At 44.3% G+C, this 18,604-nt stretch carries 15 protein-coding genes; 11 read left to right on the forward strand and 4 right to left on the reverse strand.

Features of this window, described 5'->3' with window-relative positions; translation table 11 throughout:
• Nucleotides 1-13: 13 nt before the first annotated feature.
• Nucleotides 14-1,987, forward strand: coding sequence for a protein-disulfide reductase DsbD family protein (locus BLU97_RS10190; protein WP_074761449.1), 1,974 nt, complete (start codon nucleotides 14-16; stop codon nucleotides 1,985-1,987).
• A gap of 31 nt (nucleotides 1,988-2,018) precedes the next feature.
• Here BLU97_RS10190 and BLU97_RS10195 read toward each other — a convergent pair whose 3' ends face one another.
• A complete protein-coding gene (locus BLU97_RS10195; RefSeq protein WP_074761450.1) occupies nucleotides 2,019-4,790 on the reverse strand; it encodes a valine--tRNA ligase in 2,772 nt (923 codons plus the stop codon).
• Nucleotides 4,791-4,880: 90 nt separating this feature from the next.
• Between BLU97_RS10195 and mazG the strand changes: the two genes are divergently transcribed.
• The 8 genes from mazG to BLU97_RS10235 all read left to right on the forward strand — a co-directional run bounded on the left by mazG (nucleotide 4,881) and on the right by BLU97_RS10235 (nucleotide 10,518).
• The gene (gene mazG / locus BLU97_RS10200) at nucleotides 4,881-5,738 is read left to right on the forward strand and encodes a nucleoside triphosphate pyrophosphohydrolase (RefSeq protein WP_074761451.1); all 858 of its coding nucleotides are present in this window, start codon (nucleotides 4,881-4,883) and stop codon (nucleotides 5,736-5,738) included.
• Between the two features lie 21 nt (nucleotides 5,739-5,759).
• A complete protein-coding gene (locus BLU97_RS10205; RefSeq protein ID WP_074761452.1) occupies nucleotides 5,760-6,443 on the forward strand; it encodes a lipocalin family protein in 684 nt (227 codons plus the stop codon).
• Nucleotides 6,444-6,459: 16 nt separating this feature from the next.
• Nucleotides 6,460-7,374 carry a ribonuclease Z gene (locus tag BLU97_RS10210; protein ID WP_074761453.1) on the forward strand — a complete coding sequence of 305 codons (915 nt, stop codon included), beginning with the start codon at nucleotides 6,460-6,462 and terminating at the stop codon, nucleotides 7,372-7,374.
• Between the two features lie 87 nt (nucleotides 7,375-7,461).
• The gene (locus tag BLU97_RS10215; RefSeq protein WP_074761454.1) at nucleotides 7,462-7,764 is read left to right on the forward strand and encodes a T9SS type A sorting domain-containing protein; all 303 of its coding nucleotides are present in this window, start codon (nucleotides 7,462-7,464) and stop codon (nucleotides 7,762-7,764) included.
• An 11-nt stretch (nucleotides 7,765-7,775) separates the two neighbouring features.
• Nucleotides 7,776-9,203 (forward strand): L,D-transpeptidase family protein, encoded by a 1,428-nt coding sequence (locus tag BLU97_RS10220; RefSeq protein ID WP_139208989.1) that lies wholly within the window; start codon nucleotides 7,776-7,778, stop codon nucleotides 9,201-9,203.
• A complete protein-coding gene (locus BLU97_RS10225; RefSeq protein ID WP_074761455.1) occupies nucleotides 9,173-9,670 on the forward strand; it encodes an RNA polymerase sigma factor in 498 nt (165 codons plus the stop codon). The genes BLU97_RS10220 and BLU97_RS10225 overlap by 31 nt, the downstream gene beginning before the upstream one ends.
• Nucleotides 9,671-9,701: 31 nt before the next feature.
• Nucleotides 9,702-10,064, forward strand: coding sequence for a hypothetical protein (locus BLU97_RS10230; protein ID WP_033149944.1), 363 nt, complete (start codon nucleotides 9,702-9,704; stop codon nucleotides 10,062-10,064).
• A gap of 13 nt (nucleotides 10,065-10,077) precedes the next feature.
• Nucleotides 10,078-10,518 carry a hypothetical protein gene (locus tag BLU97_RS10235; protein WP_074761456.1) on the forward strand — a complete coding sequence of 147 codons (441 nt, stop codon included), beginning with the start codon at nucleotides 10,078-10,080 and terminating at the stop codon, nucleotides 10,516-10,518.
• Here BLU97_RS10235 and nth read toward each other — a convergent pair.
• The 3 genes from nth to BLU97_RS10250 are packed head-to-tail and all read right to left on the reverse strand — an operon-like array spanning nucleotide 10,508 to nucleotide 12,515.
• A complete protein-coding gene (nth, locus tag BLU97_RS10240; protein WP_074761457.1) occupies nucleotides 10,508-11,143 on the reverse strand; it encodes an endonuclease III in 636 nt (211 codons plus the stop codon). The two genes, BLU97_RS10235 and nth, sit on opposite strands and share 11 nt — an antisense overlap.
• A 1-nt stretch (nucleotide 11,144) precedes the next feature.
• Entirely contained in the window at nucleotides 11,145-12,023 is an 879-nt protein-coding gene (locus BLU97_RS10245; RefSeq protein WP_074761458.1) for a UbiA prenyltransferase family protein, read from the reverse strand.
• A gap of 57 nt (nucleotides 12,024-12,080) precedes the next feature.
• Nucleotides 12,081-12,515 (reverse strand): DUF6078 family protein, encoded by a 435-nt coding sequence (locus tag BLU97_RS10250; protein WP_262503164.1) that lies wholly within the window; start codon nucleotides 12,513-12,515, stop codon nucleotides 12,081-12,083.
• A 451-nt stretch (nucleotides 12,516-12,966) separates the two neighbouring features.
• On the opposite strand from BLU97_RS10250, the gene BLU97_RS10255 reads away from it, so the two are divergent.
• Both BLU97_RS10255 and BLU97_RS10260 read left to right on the forward strand, forming a co-directional pair.
• Nucleotides 12,967-15,123, forward strand: a complete 2,157-nt coding sequence (locus BLU97_RS10255) for a BT4734/BF3469 family protein (protein WP_074761460.1) — start codon at nucleotides 12,967-12,969, stop codon at nucleotides 15,121-15,123.
• 136 nt (nucleotides 15,124-15,259) lie between these two features.
• The coding region (locus BLU97_RS10260) for a leucine-rich repeat domain-containing protein (protein ID WP_074761461.1) at nucleotides 15,260-18,604 on the forward strand (3,345 nt) is incomplete at its 3' end.

The raw sequence follows: 18,604 nt of genomic DNA on the forward strand, positions 1-18,604 counted from the left end.
CTTGTGCACAAAAATGAAGAAACTCTTAACTATACTGGTGCTCTTGGTTGCTTTCGTAGCAGCCAAGGCTCAGATGATGGACCCGGTTCACTTCACTACTCAGATGAAGGATTTGAAGAATGGTGAGGCTGAGCTGGTATTCAAGGCAACGATTGATGCAGGCTGGCATGTCTATTCTACAGGCTTGGGAAACGATGGCCCTATTTCGGCTTCGTTCCATAAGGTCAAGATGGATGGTGCCGAACCTGTAGGAAAACTACAGGCTCGTGGTAAGGAAATCAAGCAGTTTGATAAACTCTTTGAGATGGAGGTTCGCTACTTCGAACAAGCTGTGACCTTTGTGCAGAAGATTAAGTTTACCAAAGCCAAGTATGATATCGATTGCTATATTGAGTATGGTGCCTGCAACGATCAGGCTTGTCTGCCTCCATCCGAGGTTGCATTCAAACAGAGTGGTAAAAGTCTCATTGAGGAGTCTTCAGAATTGAAAGAAACGCCCGATGTGGATACTGCCAAAGTTGAAGCACCAGTAGATACTGCAGTTGTCGATACAGCGGTTGTAGCAAACAATCTGTGGACACCTGTTGTTTCTGAACTGCAGGCTTTCAATGGCAATACGGCTCCAACCGAGAATATGGCTCTGTGGCTGATTTTTATCGAAGGATTACTGGGCGGTTTCATCGCTTTGTTCACACCATGCGTGTGGCCAATCATTCCAATGACGGTATCTTTCTTCCTCAAGCGTAATAAAGATCGCTCTAAAGCCATTCGCGAGGCCACTACTTATGGTGCTAGCATCGTAGTTATCTACGTGCTGTTAGGTTTGGCTGTCACCTTGCTGTTTGGAGCCAGTGCGCTTAATGCTTTGGCTACTAATGCGGTGTTCAATATCTTCTTCTGTCTGTTGTTGGTAGTCTTTGCGGCTTCGTTCTTGGGGGCCTTCGAGATTACGCTGCCAGCATCATGGTCAACAAAGATAGATGAGAAATCCGAGAGTACCACTGGATTGCTTAGCATCTTCCTGATGGCGTTCACCTTGGCTTTGGTGTCTTTCTCATGTACCGGTCCAATTATCGGTTTCCTATTGGTGGCTGTATCTACGCAGGGAAGCATCGTGGCACCTACCATCGGTATGTTAGGTTTCGCCATTGCTTTGGCCATTCCTTTCACACTCTTTGCCATGTTCCCCTCTTTGTTGAAGTCGGCTCCTAAGTCGGGTGGTTGGATGAATGCCATCAAGGTAACCTTGGGCTTTATTGAGTTGGCTTTTGCACTTAAGTTCCTGAGTGTGGCTGACTTGGCTTACGGTTGGCATATTCTCGATCGCGAGGTGTTCCTGTCGCTGTGGATTGTCATCTTCGGCTTGCTTGGTGCTTACCTGTTGGGCTGGCTTAAGTTCCCACACGACGACGATAAGCATCGTACCAATGTGCCACAGTTCTTCCTGGCTATGGCTTCGTTGGCTTTCACCATTTATATGATTCCTGGTTTGTGGGGTGCTCCGCTGAAAGCCATCTCTGCTTTCGCGCCACCTATGAGTACACAGGATTTTAATCTGCAAAAGACAGTGACCGAGGCCAAATACAAGGATTACGAACAAGGTATGGCTGCAGCTAAGGCAGAGCACAAACCTGTGATCATCGACTTTACTGGATTCGGTTGCGTCAACTGTCGTAAGATGGAGGCTGCAGTATGGAGCGATCCTCAGGTTGCTGATATTCTGAATAATAAGTATATCTTGATATCGCTTTACGTGGACGACAAGACACCATTGGCTACGCCTATCGAGGTAGAGGAGAATGGTCAGAAGCGTACATTGCGTACCGTTGGCGATAAGTGGAGTTATTTGCAGCGTGTGAAGTTCGGTGCTAATGCCCAGCCGTTCTATGTACTATTAAACGAAGAAGGCCACCCGCTTGCGGGCAGCCGTTCTTACGATGAGGATATTCAAGGTTATATCGAATTCTTGAATAAAGGTCTGAAATAATAAATCCCCGCCAATCTGCGGGGATTTATTATTATTTATTCTTCAAAGCAGCGATGCTTTCTTTCAGCGCTGCAATCTTCTCTTCAGAGTCACTCTGCTTCTTGCGCTCAAGTGCAACCACGGCCTCAGGAGCATTGGCTACGAATCGCTCGTTGCTGAGCTTCTTCTTTACACCGGCCAGGAAGCCTTCGAGGTGCTGCAGTTGAGCCTCCATCTTAGCAATCTCGGCTTCAACATCAATCATGTCACCAACAGGAACTGCAAACTCGTCGGTTCCTACCATGAAGGCAGACGCGGTGGCGTCCTTCTCGGTAACTACGTTGATGCTCTTCAGGTTAGCCATCTTGATGGTTACTGCATCAAACTCTGCATAGTCGTTCTTGCCAACAACCTGCAGGTCGAGCTGCTCTTTTGGAGCGATGTTCTTCTGGTTGCGAACCATACGAACACCTGATACAATCTGCTTCACGTTCTCAATCTGAGCGGCCAGCTCATCATCGGCCTTAGTAGGTGCGTCAAGCTTCAGACTCACCTTCATGATGCTCTCGCCATCCTTGCGGTCGTACAGGTGCTGCCACAGCTCCTCGGTGATGAATGGCATGAATGGGTGCAGCATCTTCAGCAGAATCTCGAAGAACTCGAGTGTCTTATCGTAAGTAGCCTTGTCGATTGGCTGGGGCTCACCATTGATATAGGCGGGCTTAACCATCTCCAGATACCAGCTTGAGAACTCATCCCAGAACAGCTTGTAAACAGCCATCAGGGCCTCGCTGATACGGTACTTCTTGAACAGATCCTCAACCTCAGCGTTAGTCTGCTTCAGTTTAGCCTCGAACCACTTGGTGGCAATCTTGCCAGCCTCAGCCTGCTCGATATCTGCAACCTTCCAGCCCTTAACCAAGCGGAAGGCATTCCAAATCTTATTGTTGAAGTTACGTCCCTGCTCGCACAGAGCCTCATCGAACAGAATATCGTTACCAGCAGGTGCAGAGAGCATCATACCCATACGTACACCATCGGCACCGAACTTTTCAATCAGTTCGATTGGGTCGGGTGAGTTACCGAGCGACTTAGACATCTTACGACCCAGCTTGTCGCGAACGATACCAGTGAAGTATACGTTCTTGAATGGGAAGGTGCCCATGTACTCCTCACCAGCCATAATCATACGTGCTACCCAGAAGAAGATGATATCTGGACCTGTTACCAAGTCGCTGGTGGGGTAGTAGTACTTAATCTCCTCGTTGCCAGGGTTGTTGATACCGTCAAACAGTGAGATAGGCCACAGCCATGATGAGAACCAGGTATCGAGGGCATCCTCGTCCTGACGCAAGGTAAAGCCCCTACCAGTCTCCCCCAAAGAGGGGAGGTCCTTCAACTGTGGGTATTTCTCTACTGCCAACTTGTAGGCTTCTTCTTCTGTTTCGGCTACTACAAATGCATCCTCAGGGATAGCCTCACCCTTTTGGGGGAGGTTGGCGGGGGCTTCAATGTAGTAAGCAGGAATACGATGTCCCCACCACAACTGACGAGAGATACACCAGTCCTGGATATTCTCCAACCAGTTCTTATAGGTGTTCTTATACTTGGCAGGATAGAACTTCAGCTCATCGTTCATTACAGGTGGCAGAGCGATATCAGCAAAGTGCTGCATCTTCAGGAACCACTGCAGTGAGAGACGTGGCTCGATAGCAGTATCAGGATTACGCTCAGAGTAGCCTACCTTATTAATATAGTCCTCAATGCGCTCCATCAGTCCAGCTTCCTGCAGGTCCTTCGAAATCTGCTTGCGGCAGTCCATGCGGTCCATGCCTACGTAGAGTGGGCTCTGCTCTGAAATGGTACCATCTGGGTTAAAGATGTCGATGGTCTCCAGATTGTGAGTCTTACCCAGCATATAGTCGTTGGTATCGTGTGCAGGGGTTACCTTCAAACAACCGGTACCAAACTCGATATCTACATAACGGTCCTCAATCACAGGGATGACGCGGTTAACCAGAGGTACAATCACCTTACGGCCCTTCAGCCACTGGTTCTTGGCGTCCTTAGGGTTGATACACATAGCGGTATCACCCATGATGGTCTCAGGACGTGTTGTAGCAACTACGGCGTAGTAGCCCTTCTCGTCCTTGTGGATGATATTGCCTTCGGCCTTCAGGGCCTCCTCGTTATCGAGGCTGGTCAAGCCATCCACGTAATATTTCAGATGGAACAGGTGACTCTTCTCCTCTTTATAAATCACCTCTTCGGTTGAAAGTGCTGTCAATGCCTTGGGGTCCCAGTTTACCATGCGGAGACCACGGTAGATGAGACCTTTGTTATAAAGATCTACAAATACTTTGATCACGCTCTTGCTGCGTGTCTCGTCCATAGTGAATGCGGTACGGTCCCAGTCGCAGCTAGCACCCAGACGGCGCAACTGCTTCAGGATAATGCCACCGTGCTCATCGGTCCAATCCCAAGCGTGCTTCAGGAACTGCTCACGGGTCAGATCGCGCTTCTTGATACCCTCGCCGGCGAGTTTCTTCACCACCTTAGCCTCGGTAGCGATAGAAGCATGGTCGGTACCTGGAACCCAACAAGCATTCTTTCCCTCCATGCGAGCACGACGCACCAGAATATCCTGGATGGTGTTGTTCAGCATGTGTCCCATGTGCAGCACACCCGTTACATTGGGTGGCGGAATAACGATTGTGTAAGGTTGACGTCCGTCGGGCTTACTGGCAAAGAGCTTGTTGTCCAGCCAGTACTGATACCATTTCGATTCGACCTCTTTTGGGTCGTATTTGCTAGCTAATTCCATATATAATATTTTAATATTTTGCAAAAATCGCTGCAAAATTACTAAATTTCCAATTAATATTAGTACTTTTGCACGGAAAAAGATAGTTTTATGCATACAAAAGAAGAAAAAATGCAGGCTTTCGGTCGTTTTCTTGACGTTTTAGACGCGTTGAGAACAAATTGTCCATGGGACAAAAAACAAACAAACGAAAGTCTTCGCCCCAATACCATCGAGGAGACTTACGAGCTCTGCGATGCTCTCATTAAGAATGATATCCCTGACATTTGTAAAGAATTAGGCGATGTGTTGCTGCACATCTGTTTCTATGCCAAGATAGCTGAGGAGAAAGAGCAGTTTGATATGGCTGATGTATGTAACGCCCTTACTCGTAAGATGATAACCCGCCATCCGCATGTTTATCATCCTTCGCAGATTGAGGCCGAGAATCCCAAACCACTGCCATACGTACCCGAGAATGGTACTGATGTAGAGGTTACGAAGGTGAATTCGGTAGGTCAGGTGCTTGAAAACTGGGAGCAGATTAAGCTGAAGGAGAAGGATGGTAACGAATCTGTTCTCTCTGGTGTGCCCGATGCCTTGCCATCACTCATCAAGGCTTATCGCATCCAGGACAAGGCTCGCAATGTAGGCTTTGATTGGGAGGACCGCCAGGATGTATGGAAAAAAGTGCATGAGGAACTGGCAGAATTGGAGGTAGAGCTGAATAAAGAAGATAAAGAAAAATCAACCGAGGAGTTGGGCGATTTCTTGTTCAGTGTGATTAATGCAGCCCGACTGTATAAACTGAATCCTGATAATGCCCTTGAAAAGACGAACCGCAAGTTCATCAATCGGTTTAACTATATCGAGGCGCATAGCATCAAGATTGGTAAACCGCTTAAGGATATGACTTTAGGCGAGATGGATGCCCTCTGGAATGAAGCGAAGAAAACATTGAAAGATTGAAAATTGAAGAATTGAAACGATATGAAAAAGTTAGTTTTTCTGAGTGTGGCGATGGCCGCTATGATGATGTTAAGTTGTGGTGGTAACAGTCATCAAGCTGAGCGTGAGGAGGATACGGTAGATGTGATGGATCAGATTCGCGATCACACCCTCTATGGCCTCTGTGGCGCGATTCCTTCTACATCTCAATTGAAGGTGATAACAGATGTCGGCGACACGTTGACACTTGATATCACGCCCGCTCTTGAAAACCGTAAGATGTTAGGCTCTGTAAGAGTGGGTGATCGCTTGGCGGTGATGACTAACAAGAATCAGACTATGGCTACAGAAGTGATTAATATCAACCTGCTGTTAGGTGACTGGGTGATGCCAGATCCATTGGATGGCAGTGACGAGATTGGTATCCGTATCAAAGAGGGTGGTGTGGCTGAGTCAATCGAGATGACCAACATTACCTATCGTACTTGGCGCATCTTTAATGGTAAATTGGAGATTGTCTCTATCCGTGAAGATGGTGGCGAGTCAGAGGAAACAACTAGTTATGACATTCTGAAACTTTCAGGTGATTCCCTCGTTTATAGAACTATTGGTAAACCTCAGGATGAGGTGGATACTTATGAATATAGTCGTTGGCGTGAGAAAGAACAGCCTGATCTTCATGGCTTGAAGCTGGAGGAACATCAGGATGAGTATATGAAATTGTAAATATAATTATAACGATTTGGAACCTTTTAAAGTTCATATATTAGGATGTGGCAGTGCGTTGCCCACACTCCGCCATAATGCTTCGTCACAGGTGGTCGAGGTACGAGAGAAGGTATTGATGCTTGATTGTGCCGAAGGCACCCAGATGCAGTTGCGAAAGTGCAGGGTGCGTTTTAATAAACTCAGTCATGTGTTTATTACCCATCTGCATGGCGATCACTGTTTCGGCCTTATTGGCATGATATCTACGTTCGGTTTGTTAGGACGTACAGCTAAGTTGCATGTTCATGCTCCCAAGGAGCTGGGAGAGGAATTAGACCGACAGCTCAAGTTCTATACCCACGACTTGGGTTACGAGGTGGTATTCTATCCTGTTGATACCACACAGCGCCAGGTAGTTTACGAAGATCGTAGCATTACGGTTGAGAGTATCCCGTTGATTCATCGTATGCCTTGTTGTGGTTATCTGATTAGCGAGAAACCATCGCAACCTCATATCCGTCGCGACATGATGGATGCCTATCAGATACCTAATTCACAGGTTAACAATATCAAGTGCGGGGCTGATTGGACCACTCCCGATGGCGATGTGATTCCCAACGAACGACTGGTTACACCTGCCGATCCTGTTCGCAGCTATGCCTATCTGTCGGATACCCGTTATATTCCCGATCTCTGGCAACAGGTGAAAGGGGTAAGCACCCTTTATCATGAGAGTACCTATGGTGACGATCATTTGCCACAGGCCGAGAAGTACTGCCACTCCACAGCCCGTCAGGCAGCCATGGTGGCTCGCGATGCTGGTGCAGGCAAGTTGTTGTTGGGGCATTATAGCTCACGATATGAGGATGAAACAGTATTGCTGAATCAGGCCAAAGAGGTATTTGAGAATAGTTTTTTGACGAACGAAATGGCTGTTTTCGATGTGTAAACGCCTTGAAAAGCTACTTTTTTAGCCGAAAATTTGTTCATTTCGGAAGATTTGCCTATCTTTGCCCCGAATATAGATAGATTGCTTATGCGGAGAATTCTACTCATATCAACCATATTGTTCCTTCTGGCAGCCCCGGTTTTGGCTACTGGAATGCTGATGGATCCGGCTTCTTCGGCGCAATTCGATGAACCATCGATAGCGGTCGAAGGGCATACTGTTACTGTAAGTGGTGCTCAGGGCAAAACGCTTCAGGTGGTGTCGCTCACAGGTCGGTTGGTGGCAGAATATGAGATTGATGCCCCCGTTCAGCGTTTGGAACTAAATCTTTCTAAAGGGTGTTACATATTAAAGGTAGGAAAAGTAGTTCGCAAGGTATCCATCCGATAAGTTTCGGTTTGTTGAGTATCTGTTTGGTGCTGGTTTCCTGCTTCGGTCATGGAAGCCAAGAACTTTCTGAGGCTGAACGTTCTGCTTTTGGTGAATATGTAAATCAGTTAGACAGTACGATTACTGGTGCTTGGTTTGATAGAATGGGGGTGTCGGCAGATGCTGATTCCGTTCTCACCTATCTGCGTCGTGAGGTGCCACGTAATGGCTTGGATACAGCAGCTTTTTTTGTACCCGAGATTGCCAAGGATTTAGAGATTGTTCATCAGCTATTGTTTGATTCGGTAGGTGTAAGTATCAACGAGGTTCTTCCTCGTCTGGATGCTCATCTGTCCAAGGCATACATCCGCTATACAACTGGTCAGCGTTATGGTTTTATGAAACCTCGCGTGTTTAATCGCATGGATCCCAAGGTGGGTAATCCTGGCATTTTCGCACGTGTGTTTGATTATGAACCCGCTTTACCGGATACAACAGTTGCGGCAAAAAAAATGACGGAAAGCGATCGTTTGGCTTATCTCGTGTCTTCAGCGCCTGATACTTATATCTATAAGGCTTTGCAGCGTGAAATGGATAAGACTACCGATGCAGATAAGCGTCATCAGTTAGCAGTGAATATGGAGCGTTGCCGCTGGCAGATTGAGCATCCTAAGGACGTGAAACGTCAGATATTGGTAAATATTCCTGCTCAGCAGCTTTGGGCCATAGGTACCGACAGTGTGCTCGATATGCGTATCTGTTGTGGCGCTGTGCCTACCAAGACGCCGTTATTGCATAGTGCTATCAGCTATATGCAGGTAAACCCGGAGTGGGTGATTCCTCAGAATATCGTGAAGACCGAAGTGGTGCATCATGCAGGCGATTCGGCTTATTTTGCACGTAACCGTTATTCTATTATCGATAAGGAATCGGGTGATACATTGAATGTTTCCAGTGTTGGTGCTAACGCGTTGCTTTCTGGTAAACTACGCGTCAGCCAAAAGGGTGGCGTTGGCAACTCTTTGGGGCGTATCGTATTCCGTTTCCCGAATGATTTCTCGATTTATCTTCACGATACCAATAACCGCAGCGCTTTCCAGCGCGATCGTCGCACCCTGTCGCATGGTTGTGTTCGTGTGCAGAAACCGTTTGAACTGGCCAGTTTCCTGCTTTCGGATGTCGATGAATGGACACTCGAGAGTCTTCGCATCTCGATGGATATCCCACCGGTAAGCGATCGTGGTCGTGAGTGGTTGCGCAAGCATGCCGATGCTCCGCATCCGTATCGCCTGATATCCTATCATGCCGTAAAACCTCATGTGCCGTTATACATATTATATTATACCACCTTCCCGAATCCTAAGACTGGTGCCATCGATTACTGGCCCGACTTGTATGGATTTGATAAGGTTATCAGTAAAGAATTAAAATGGATAAGCGAAGGGAGTTCGAGTCGATAGTGCGCGAATATAGCGAGCAGCTATACTGGCAGATACGTCGCATCGTGCTTTCCCACGACGATGCCAACGATGTGCTTCAGAATACTTTTCTGAAGGCATGGAATGGTTTTGATAATTTTCATGGCGAGTCGAAGGTTTCAACCTGGTTGTCGCGAATCGCTATCAACGAGAGTCTCGACTTTCTGCGTCGCAATAAGCATCAGGGTTCAGCAACCTCTGATGATTTGTCGGTAGCCAACTCGCTGTTGGCCGATGAGTATTTTGATGGTAATGAGACCGAGGCGATGTTGCAGCAAGCCGTATCGCAGTTGCCCGATGTGCAGCGTACGGTATTCCAGTTGCGATACTTTGAGGAGATGAAATACAGCGACATCAGTCAGCTGCTCGATACGTCGGAGGGAGCATTGAAAGCGTCCTATCATATTGCGGTGAAAAAGATTACAGAATTTTTTAAGTCGCGCGATTAAACTATTTGAATATCAATACGTCATATATACGATGAACGAAGAAATGTACATACAGGAAAAGGTTGGAAAGCGGAATCCATTCCGTGTTCCAGAAGGTTATTTTGATAATCTGACTGCCCAGGTGATGCAGAATCTGCCAGAGCAGCCAAAGCGTCGTGCCAAGTCTGTATTTATGCGTCCCATATTCTATGCGGCAGCCAGCGTGTGTGCTTTATTGGTAGCAGGTGCTGTCTGGATGTGGCAGGCGAATGATGCCGTTTCGTCTGATAGCATACAGGCTCAGACCGCAGTTCAGCCTCAGCAACAGGATGCCAGCAGCGAATATATGGATGAGGCTGTTGACTACATGATGCTTGATAATCACGAAATCTACGCTTACTTAGCTGAAAATTAAAAGTATTTGAAAGATGAGAAAACTACTATTTTCTACTGTTATAATGATAATGGTTGTGCTTGGTGCTTCAGCCGAGGAACAGCAGAAGTTCTCTCCTGAGAAGTTCCAGGCTGACTTAGAGCAGTATATCACTACCGAAGCTGGTCTTACAAACGAAGAGGCCGCAAAGTTCTTTCCGTTGTATCGTGAGATGCAGCAGAAACAGCGTGTGGTATATAATAAGATACACGAACTCTTTAAGTTGCCCCATGATGAAGCTTCGTGCAAACGTGCTATTCAGCGTCGCGACCAATTGGAGATTGAATTGAAGCAGATTGCACAGACCTATCATAATAAGTTTCTGCGTGTAATCCCAGCTTCAAAGGTTATCGGAACGATTGTTGCCGAAGATAAGTTCCATCGTCGTGCTTTTCGTAAGTTCGGTCAGCAACGTAATCGTGAAACTAAGAAATAATCTTAGCGCAATACTTACTAATTTCGCATTTCTCACAGTGAGGCTTTCTCGCTGTGCAAACATAACGTCCATGCAGCAGTAGCCAATGGTGCGCGTTTGGAATATCCTCTTCAGGGATATACTTCGTGAGCGCCATTTCTACTTTATAAGGTGTATTATCGCTCTTGCTTACCAAACCAAGTCGATGTGCCACACGGAATACATGTGTGTCAACGGCTAAGGTGGCTTTGCCAAAAGCTACACTCTGAATCACATTCGCTGTTTTACGGCCGACGCCTGGCAATGTTAGGAGCTCGTCGAGTGTACTTGGCACCTCACCATTAAACTTCTCCATCAGCACCCTGGCCATTTCTACCAAGTGTTTAGCCTTGGCATTGGGATATGATACGCTTCTGATCCATTCAAAGATATCCTCTTCTTCGGCCTTTGCCATCGACTGAGCGTCAGGGTAGTGGGCAAACAAATCGGGTGTTACCTGATTGATGCGCTTGTCTGTACACTGCGCACTCAATACTACTGCTACTAACAGTTGGAAGGTACTACCAAAGTCCAACTCGGTAGTTACCAGTGGCATTCTTTCACGGAAATGCCCCAGAATCAGGTCGTATCTTTCTTTCTTCTTCATCTTACAGATAGATAATTACAAAGAACGAGGCTATCCAACCCAGAATACAGAACTGCACGAAATGGTCTTTTACTAACGATTTTGTAGGACTTCCACTCAGTCCGAACACAATCATATTCTGCAGATAGCGTAGTAAACCTGCCAATACCCAGCCCGATGTGAGGTAAACATAACGGGTGCCTAAGCGATGAATAACCTCTGGCGACATGGTGTACATGATGTAACATACCAGAGTAACAGATGCAATGATGGCTGTTGCCTCGTTGATAAAGGTCTTGTTGTAGCCTGTTATCGATACACGAGGCTTGGTACCAGTCTGCTCATAAATGCGGTAGTCGTCATTACGTTTGGTAAAAGCTAGGAACAGTGTTACCAGGAACGTCATCATTACCAGCCAATGCGAAATGTAGATATCCGTTGCGATACCTCCAACTAATACACGCATTACAAAACCGATAGAAATGATTGAAACGTCGAGGATGGCAAACTGCTTCAACTTTACACAGTAACCGATATTCATCAGCCAGTAGCCTATGATGATAGCATAGAGGTAAGGTGTATTTGCACTCTGTGCCAATGGAAGAATGGCCAATGCCCCAATGGTGCACAGTATCATCATCACATAACCTCCTATCACCGACACTTTGCCTGAGGCAATAGGACGATGGCATTTCTTGGGATGCTGTCGATCCGCCTCTACATCCTTCAGATCGTTAAAGCAGTAGATAGAGCTTGATATCAAACAGAACGATGCAAACACCACCAACGTAGGCCAGAAGAATTCCGGCTTCAGCAGGTTGGTACTGAAGAAAATGGGCGCAAATACAAACACGTTTTTGAGCCACTGCAATGGGCGTATCAGTCTAATATAATGTATCATTGCTGCAAAGGTACGATTATGTGAGCAAAAATCCAAATAATTAGCTGTTTTTTTATCTTACCACTGATAGTCTTCTTTCCAATCGTCGTAACGTATTTCGCCATCCCAACCTTCTTCGTGGAAGACGCGGGCAATTTGTTGTTGCTCTTGTGGGGGGATGGGACGCGTGCCGTTGCGGTACTCGTAGAAACGTTTACGGGAAAATAGGGCAATGAGGCGCTTCTTTACAACCCGTGCAATGGGATAGGGGATGGCATCAAAGATGTGCTTGATGCCGACGGCATATGTCACAACCTCGTCCTTTTGGTACAAGGTGCATTGCAGTGAGCCGACATGGGGATAGAAAGGATTAACGCTGGTTACTACATGTACGTCGCTACCATAGTATTGTCCTGTCATCCAGTGCAGACAGGTTTCGTGTAGTGGACACTCGTGGATAAAACACGGTAGGTTGTGTGCGGCTTGCGCACGAAGACTTTCTTCTTTATTCATAATTGTATGGTTGTTATGTTGGTGCAAAGATACAACTTTTCTGTGAATTATCCAAATTTTAATTTCATAATGTCATATTTATAATAAATATCTGATATTTAGTTATTTATAGATGATGACATTGTATGATTTTAATTTTCTTAATGTCATATTTTGTTGATTTTCTGTTGTTGTAATCATTAGAACACTATGTTTCATCAGGAGAAACACAGTGTTTCTCAATTAGAAACACATTGTTTCTAACGAAGAAACATAATGAAACACTTATCTTTGTGGTTAGAGTATGACATGATGCTTCTATTTATGACATCATGATGTCATGGATTAATTGGTTGTAAATCAGTAAAATATAATGATTATGACGTTATGACATTAACTTTTTAATTTTTCCTCTTGTAAATCTCATTATTTTTTATTATCTTTGCATCCAGAATTAATCATCAATAACATTATGACAAAAATAACCCTTATTAAAACCTACCGCCAGGCAGAGACACTGCGTGTGCTTGAACTGACGGATATTGTAGAAATGATTGTTGGCAATGAGTATCGCCATACGGTAGATGAACTCCGCCGTCTCTATCCTGTGTTCGACCTGACCAGACAGCCTGATGGCTCGGTGAGCGGCGCTGATATGACCATAGCTAAACTGCCACGTATCTGTTTTGCTACAGAAATGGAGAATCGTAATCATCAGCGTGTAACCTTGGGTTATACTGGCATGGTTCTGTTGGAAGTCAATAACCTTACTGGCTATGATGAGGCTGATGCCATCCGAAATGGTGCTGGTGAAGTGCCCCAAACCCTGATGGCATTTGTTGGGGCCTCAGGTCGAAGTGTAAAAATTATCTGTAGAGGCGAATTGTTCCCCAGCGATCGTGACAAGGAAAACAACTTGCCTCTGCCAAGCGATCCCAATGAGATTGCTGACTTTCATGAGAATCTGTATGAGCGAGCCCGTTTGGCTTATAATGCCCAGTTGGGTGTAACCATTGAGAAGTTGGAGCCACGTTTGGATCGATCTTGTTATATAAGTACTGATGCCGATGCCGTTTTCAACCCGATGGCAATCCCTTTTTATGCCCGCGCCGAAAAGCCTAGCCAGACGCTGTCGTTGGTGCGTACATCTACACTCGAAAAAGATGATGAGCTATCGGGACAGAGTCGTTACTATACTATGCATCATATCTTTGAGTTTAATCTGAGTAAGGCCTACGATGAATGCGAAGGACTGGAAGGCGAGGATTTGGAACACGAACTGCTAACGAGACTGGCTGTCCACTGTTTGGAAACAGGTATTCCGATGGCTATCGCTAAGCGGATGGCTCGTTATCGTGCTTATGCTATCGGCGACGATGACCTGTTAATAAATAAGGTGTTCGATAATGTATATCGTCCTCAGGTGGTGAAACGTTATCAAGAGCGAAATGGCTATAAGCCTGAGAAGAATATACCTCAGGAAACTCTGTTGACGATGAAGATAGATTTGTTCTTGAACGAGAACTATGAGATTCGTAAGAATGTGATGCGTGGAGTGGCTGAGTTCAGAGAGCGTACTGGCATTGGATTCTCATTCCGGGATTTGACAGAAGAGGCTCGTAACTCTATTACGATGAGAGCGTTACGCCAAGGCATTAAATGTTGGGATAAAGATATTCGCCGTTATGTGAACTCTGACGATATCGAGCTTTACGATCCCATGAACGAGTATCTGGATGGCCTGCCCAAATGGGATGGCAAGGATAGGGTAGAGGCCTTGGCTCGTCGTATCCCCACCAGTTACGAGGAGTGGCCAGAGCTGTTCCATCTTTGGATGCGATCGATGGTAGCCATGTGGATGGGCAAGGGCCAACTGACGGGTAACTCGTTAGTGCCACTGCTGATTGGTCGCCAGGGATGTGGTAAGTCGTCGTTCTGCAGAATCCTGATGCCTCAGCAGTTGCGCGATTACTATAATGATCGTATCAACTTTAAGAACGAGACCGACTTGAACTTAGGTCTGACGTCGTTTGGCTTGATTAATCTTGACGAGTTTGATAAGATTACCCAGCGCCAGCAGATTGTATTAAAATATTTAGTGTCTACTGCTGATTTGAAATACCGTCCGCCGTACGGAAAAGCCTATTCGGAACATCGACGTTTTGCATCGTTTATTGGTACTACCAACGAGATGATGCCGCTGACCGACCCCAGTGGCGCCCGTCGTTTTATCTGCGTGATGGTTGAGGGCGATGTGGATTTTAGAACTCCCGTGGATTACTCTCAACTCTACGCTCAATTGCTGCACGAGATCCATAACGGCGAACGCTATTGGCCCACTCGCGAACAGGAACAGCAACTGATACAGCGCAACCTTGGTTACCAGCAACTTAGCGGATTGGGTGAGATGCTGATGACTGTATTGCAGCGCCCGACTGACGACGATCCCAATGCCGAGTGGATGTCGCTTAAGGATATCTCTGCTCTCTTGAAGCAATCGTTCAAAGGCTATAAGGAAGAGAGTAACACCTTCCGTAAAATTGGTGCCTTCCTGAATCGTCCCGAATACCGTTTTAAGCGTCAACATAAAATGACAGGAACCGTTTATTGGGCTAAACGAAGAGAGTAGCTTTTCCCAAAATTATTAGTTTTACTAATAAAAAATCAGCCAAATGTCTCGACAAAAGGTATTATTTTTGCGAAACATTTGGCTGTATTGTTTTTTTTTCTTAAATTTGCCCCCAAATGTCTAAATTTGAAAAGGTATGAAAAAAACTATTATTTTATTGCTTAGTTTACTAACCTCGATGGTGGTGTTTGCTGATTCTTTTGATCAGGAAGGTTCTACCACGATTGATGGTATAGAATATGTGTATGGTAAAGTTACGCATGATAATGGTGACATTACAAATGAGGCAAAAATTAAAGACGGAGCAGATATTACTCTCCTTACGTTAAAAATTCCTCCCTATATAGAAGTTAATAATTCAACGTATGATGTAACAACCATCTGTGCAAACGCATTTGAAGATAATGAGCATATTGAATATGTTATAATTCCTGAGAATGTCGTAACGATTGAAAAAGGGGCTTTTCAACACAGTAATGCCGCAAAATCTAAACTAAGATTGATACAGCTTCCAAGTACTCTAAAGTCCATAGGGAGTAATGCTTTTAAGAATTGTGCTCGTTTAGGACATATATGGCTAAAAAATGGTAATCCTGTTACTCTTGATGCAAATTCTTTCCCAGGTAGTTTCCTGTCGCTGTATATCCCCAAAGCCTCTGGAAGCAATTTTGACGAGAAATGGACTGCTAGGTTTGGTAATCGTATTTATGAAATTTACGATAATGATGGGGAAATGGAGAAGATTTCTCCGGCTCAATCACAGACCTATATATGTGCGAAAACAACAGAGACAGGCGGTGTTGCCACTTTATTTGAGTATGATAATGATGCTAAGGTAACAATTCCTGCAAGCTTTAGCAATAATGGGGTAACATATAGTGTTAAAGGCATTGGTAGTTATTCTATTAAGACACCTTCAAAACTTAAGACTCTTGTTATTAATGATGGTGTGGAGGCTATATATAATTCAGCTTTTGAAGGCTGTTCTGCCTTACGACGAGTAACACTTCCATCCACTCTGGACTCTATAGGAACAGATGCATTTAAAGGGTGTACCGGCGTTTCTCATATTGGGTGTAAAGTGGCTGATCCAGCAACACTCGCAGGTTCTGTAGAAAGATTTCCAAATAATCCTATGATGGCACTATATGTATCAGATGATGCAAGTTATAAAAGTTACCAGGTTGAGGGCGTAAAAATATGGAGTAATCGTTTTAATTCCAGGATCTATAAGGGTGAAATGATAGAGATTCCTGATAACGTCAATGGTATTACTTATATTGGTTCAACAAATTCTGATGAAGTGACATTATTTAGCGTTACTGATAAGGATGTATCTGATCCTGTTTATTCTACTAATGGGAAAAAACTTACGGGAATAGATTATCTGGCTTTTGATGAATGCAAAAAGATAACAAACTTGCCAATACCTGATAATGTTTTAGTTATTGGTCCATCTGCGTTTAATAATTGTGATGCTTTGGAAACAATAAAGTTTCCTTCAAATCTTGAAAGGATTGGTAAAAGTGCCTTTAGTGGATGCACAAAGTTGGTCACAGTTGAGTTCGGTTCTAACAATCCGCCTATCATAGATAAAGATCTGTTCAATATCTCTAATAGTAGTGAGAAAACACTCTATGTTCCAGATAAAAGTTCTTATGTAGGTGGAGGATGGGATAAATTTGCCTATGTTATGGAAGGTTCTGTAAAAGAGAATGTACCATTTGGTAATATGAATTTTAACCTTTCTTCAACTTCTCTTGAAGCTACCTTGATTAAAGTTAATAATGGGGATAAAATTCAAGATAAAGTTACAATTCCATATTTTATAAGTTATGAAGGTAAAGAGTATGTAGTATCTGTAATTAGAAAGAATGCTTTTGTTGATATAAAGAGTAGTCTTATTCATTTATCTTTCGAGGATAATAACAATGGTTTATGTAATTTGTCTATTGGTGAATCTGCTTTAAGTGGGTGTACAAAGCTTAGGCTGTTAAGATTACCCAAACGGCTCAAAAAAATTAGTAAGAATGCTTTTAGTTCTTGTGAAAAACTAGTTGATATTGAATTTAGAGGTACTCCAAGTTCTGAGATTACTAAAGGCGAGACTATTTTCCACGCTAATACTAGGAAATATGGTTCGCTATACGTTCCTACTGGGAATGGTGATTATAGTGCTCTAGGTTGGAATCTTAGTATTAAAAGGTGTGATGATGTTGAAGAGTTTCAGTTCCCAGAAGGTGGTATGACTTATTTGGGCTGGAAGAAGAATTCGGCAGAAATGGGAGAAACCAAATTGATAATTGGTGCAAATCCCAATGGTAGTTCAACTTTAAATTTACCAAAACAAGTTACTCGTACTCAATCTGATAATAGTGAAGTGAGATATTCTTTGGTTGCTATTGGAGAAAATGCATTTAGTGGAAAATCGTTTACGAATCTGGTTATACCAGAAGGGGTTACAAAGATAGGTGAAAATGCTTTCCTCAATAATCTGAAGTTAAAAACTGTGGATTTACCATCAACACTGAACGAAATTGGAGAAAATGCTTTTAATGGATGTAACTTAGGAACTATTACCAGTAGAATGGCTACACCGCCTGTAATAAATACGAATGTATTCTTGGAATTGATTACGCCAGATGTATACATTCCAAATAGTACTTCTAATACCTATATTGGTGTGTCTGGATGGGCAAGATTCCAAGGAAAGTATCTTGAAGGGGAAATATTTGATGCGCAGGATGTTGATAAACTGATGATGATATACAATTGTCGAACAGGTGATCATACTGCGACTTTGATTAAAATTAATGATACGGGAATATTAGAGAATAATACGCTCGAAATACTTCCTACTGTTACTGTATTGCATGGTGGAAAAACTGATACTTTTACTGTAACTGAAATTGGAGAATCTGTATCCCAGAATAATTCTGATAAGGGGAAGATTGAAGTCTTGGATATTAAGGCTGCTGTTACAGCAATTGGAGCTAATGCTTTCCAGAATTGTACAAAACTGGCTACAATCAAACTTCCCTCAAGTTTGAAGAGTATTGGTTCGTCCGCCTTTAGCGGCACAAAGATTACAGAGTTGCGCCTTGACAGTGTTGAGTCGATCGGTACCGGTGCTTTCCAGAACATAAGCAGTCTGAAGAAGGTATGGCTTCCCTCGAAGTTGACATCGGTAGGTGAGAATGCCTTTGCCGGTTGTAATGCATTGACTCATGTAAGCAGCAGTATAGCCTCTCCATCTTCAGTAATCAGTGCGGATGTCTTCTCAGTGAGTGGCGATAATACCTCAAATATCTGCACCCTGTTTGTTCCTTACGCCTCAAAGGCTAATTATGGTTCTGACTGGAATAAGAAGTTCACTAATATAATAGGTGGTGACTATGTTGATGACCTTTCAAAGGACGGCATGACGTATTCCTGCTATACTTATAAGAATGAAGGTGGCGATACAGTGAAGTCAGCTCTC

It is taken from the genome of Xylanibacter ruminicola, from assembly GCF_900107775.1.
Classification (GTDB): Bacteria; Bacteroidota; Bacteroidia; order Bacteroidales; family Bacteroidaceae; genus Prevotella; species Prevotella ruminicola_C.

Excerpts from the sequence above, each read along its gene's own strand:
- BLU97_RS10190 (WP_074761449.1), top strand. The coding sequence starts at position 14 with ATGAAGAAACTCTTAACTATACTGGTGCTCTTGGTTGCTTTCGTAGCA.
- BLU97_RS10195 (WP_074761450.1), bottom strand. The coding sequence starts at position 4,790 with ATGGAATTAGCTAGCAAATACGACCCAAAAGAGGTCGAATCGAAATGG.
- mazG (WP_074761451.1), top strand. The coding sequence starts at position 4,881 with ATGCATACAAAAGAAGAAAAAATGCAGGCTTTCGGTCGTTTTCTTGAC.
- BLU97_RS10205 (WP_074761452.1), top strand. The coding sequence starts at position 5,760 with ATGAAAAAGTTAGTTTTTCTGAGTGTGGCGATGGCCGCTATGATGATG.
- BLU97_RS10215 (WP_074761454.1), top strand. The coding sequence starts at position 7,462 with ATGCGGAGAATTCTACTCATATCAACCATATTGTTCCTTCTGGCAGCC.
- BLU97_RS10225 (WP_074761455.1), top strand. The coding sequence starts at position 9,173 with ATGGATAAGCGAAGGGAGTTCGAGTCGATAGTGCGCGAATATAGCGAG.
- BLU97_RS10230 (WP_033149944.1), top strand. The coding sequence starts at position 9,702 with ATGAACGAAGAAATGTACATACAGGAAAAGGTTGGAAAGCGGAATCCA.
- BLU97_RS10235 (WP_074761456.1), top strand. The coding sequence starts at position 10,078 with ATGAGAAAACTACTATTTTCTACTGTTATAATGATAATGGTTGTGCTT.
- nth (WP_074761457.1), bottom strand. The coding sequence starts at position 11,143 with ATGAAGAAGAAAGAAAGATACGACCTGATTCTGGGGCATTTCCGTGAA.
- BLU97_RS10245 (WP_074761458.1), bottom strand. The coding sequence starts at position 12,023 with ATGATACATTATATTAGACTGATACGCCCATTGCAGTGGCTCAAAAAC.
- BLU97_RS10250 (WP_262503164.1), bottom strand. The coding sequence starts at position 12,515 with ATGAATAAAGAAGAAAGTCTTCGTGCGCAAGCCGCACACAACCTACCG.
- BLU97_RS10255 (WP_074761460.1), top strand. The coding sequence starts at position 12,967 with ATGACAAAAATAACCCTTATTAAAACCTACCGCCAGGCAGAGACACTG.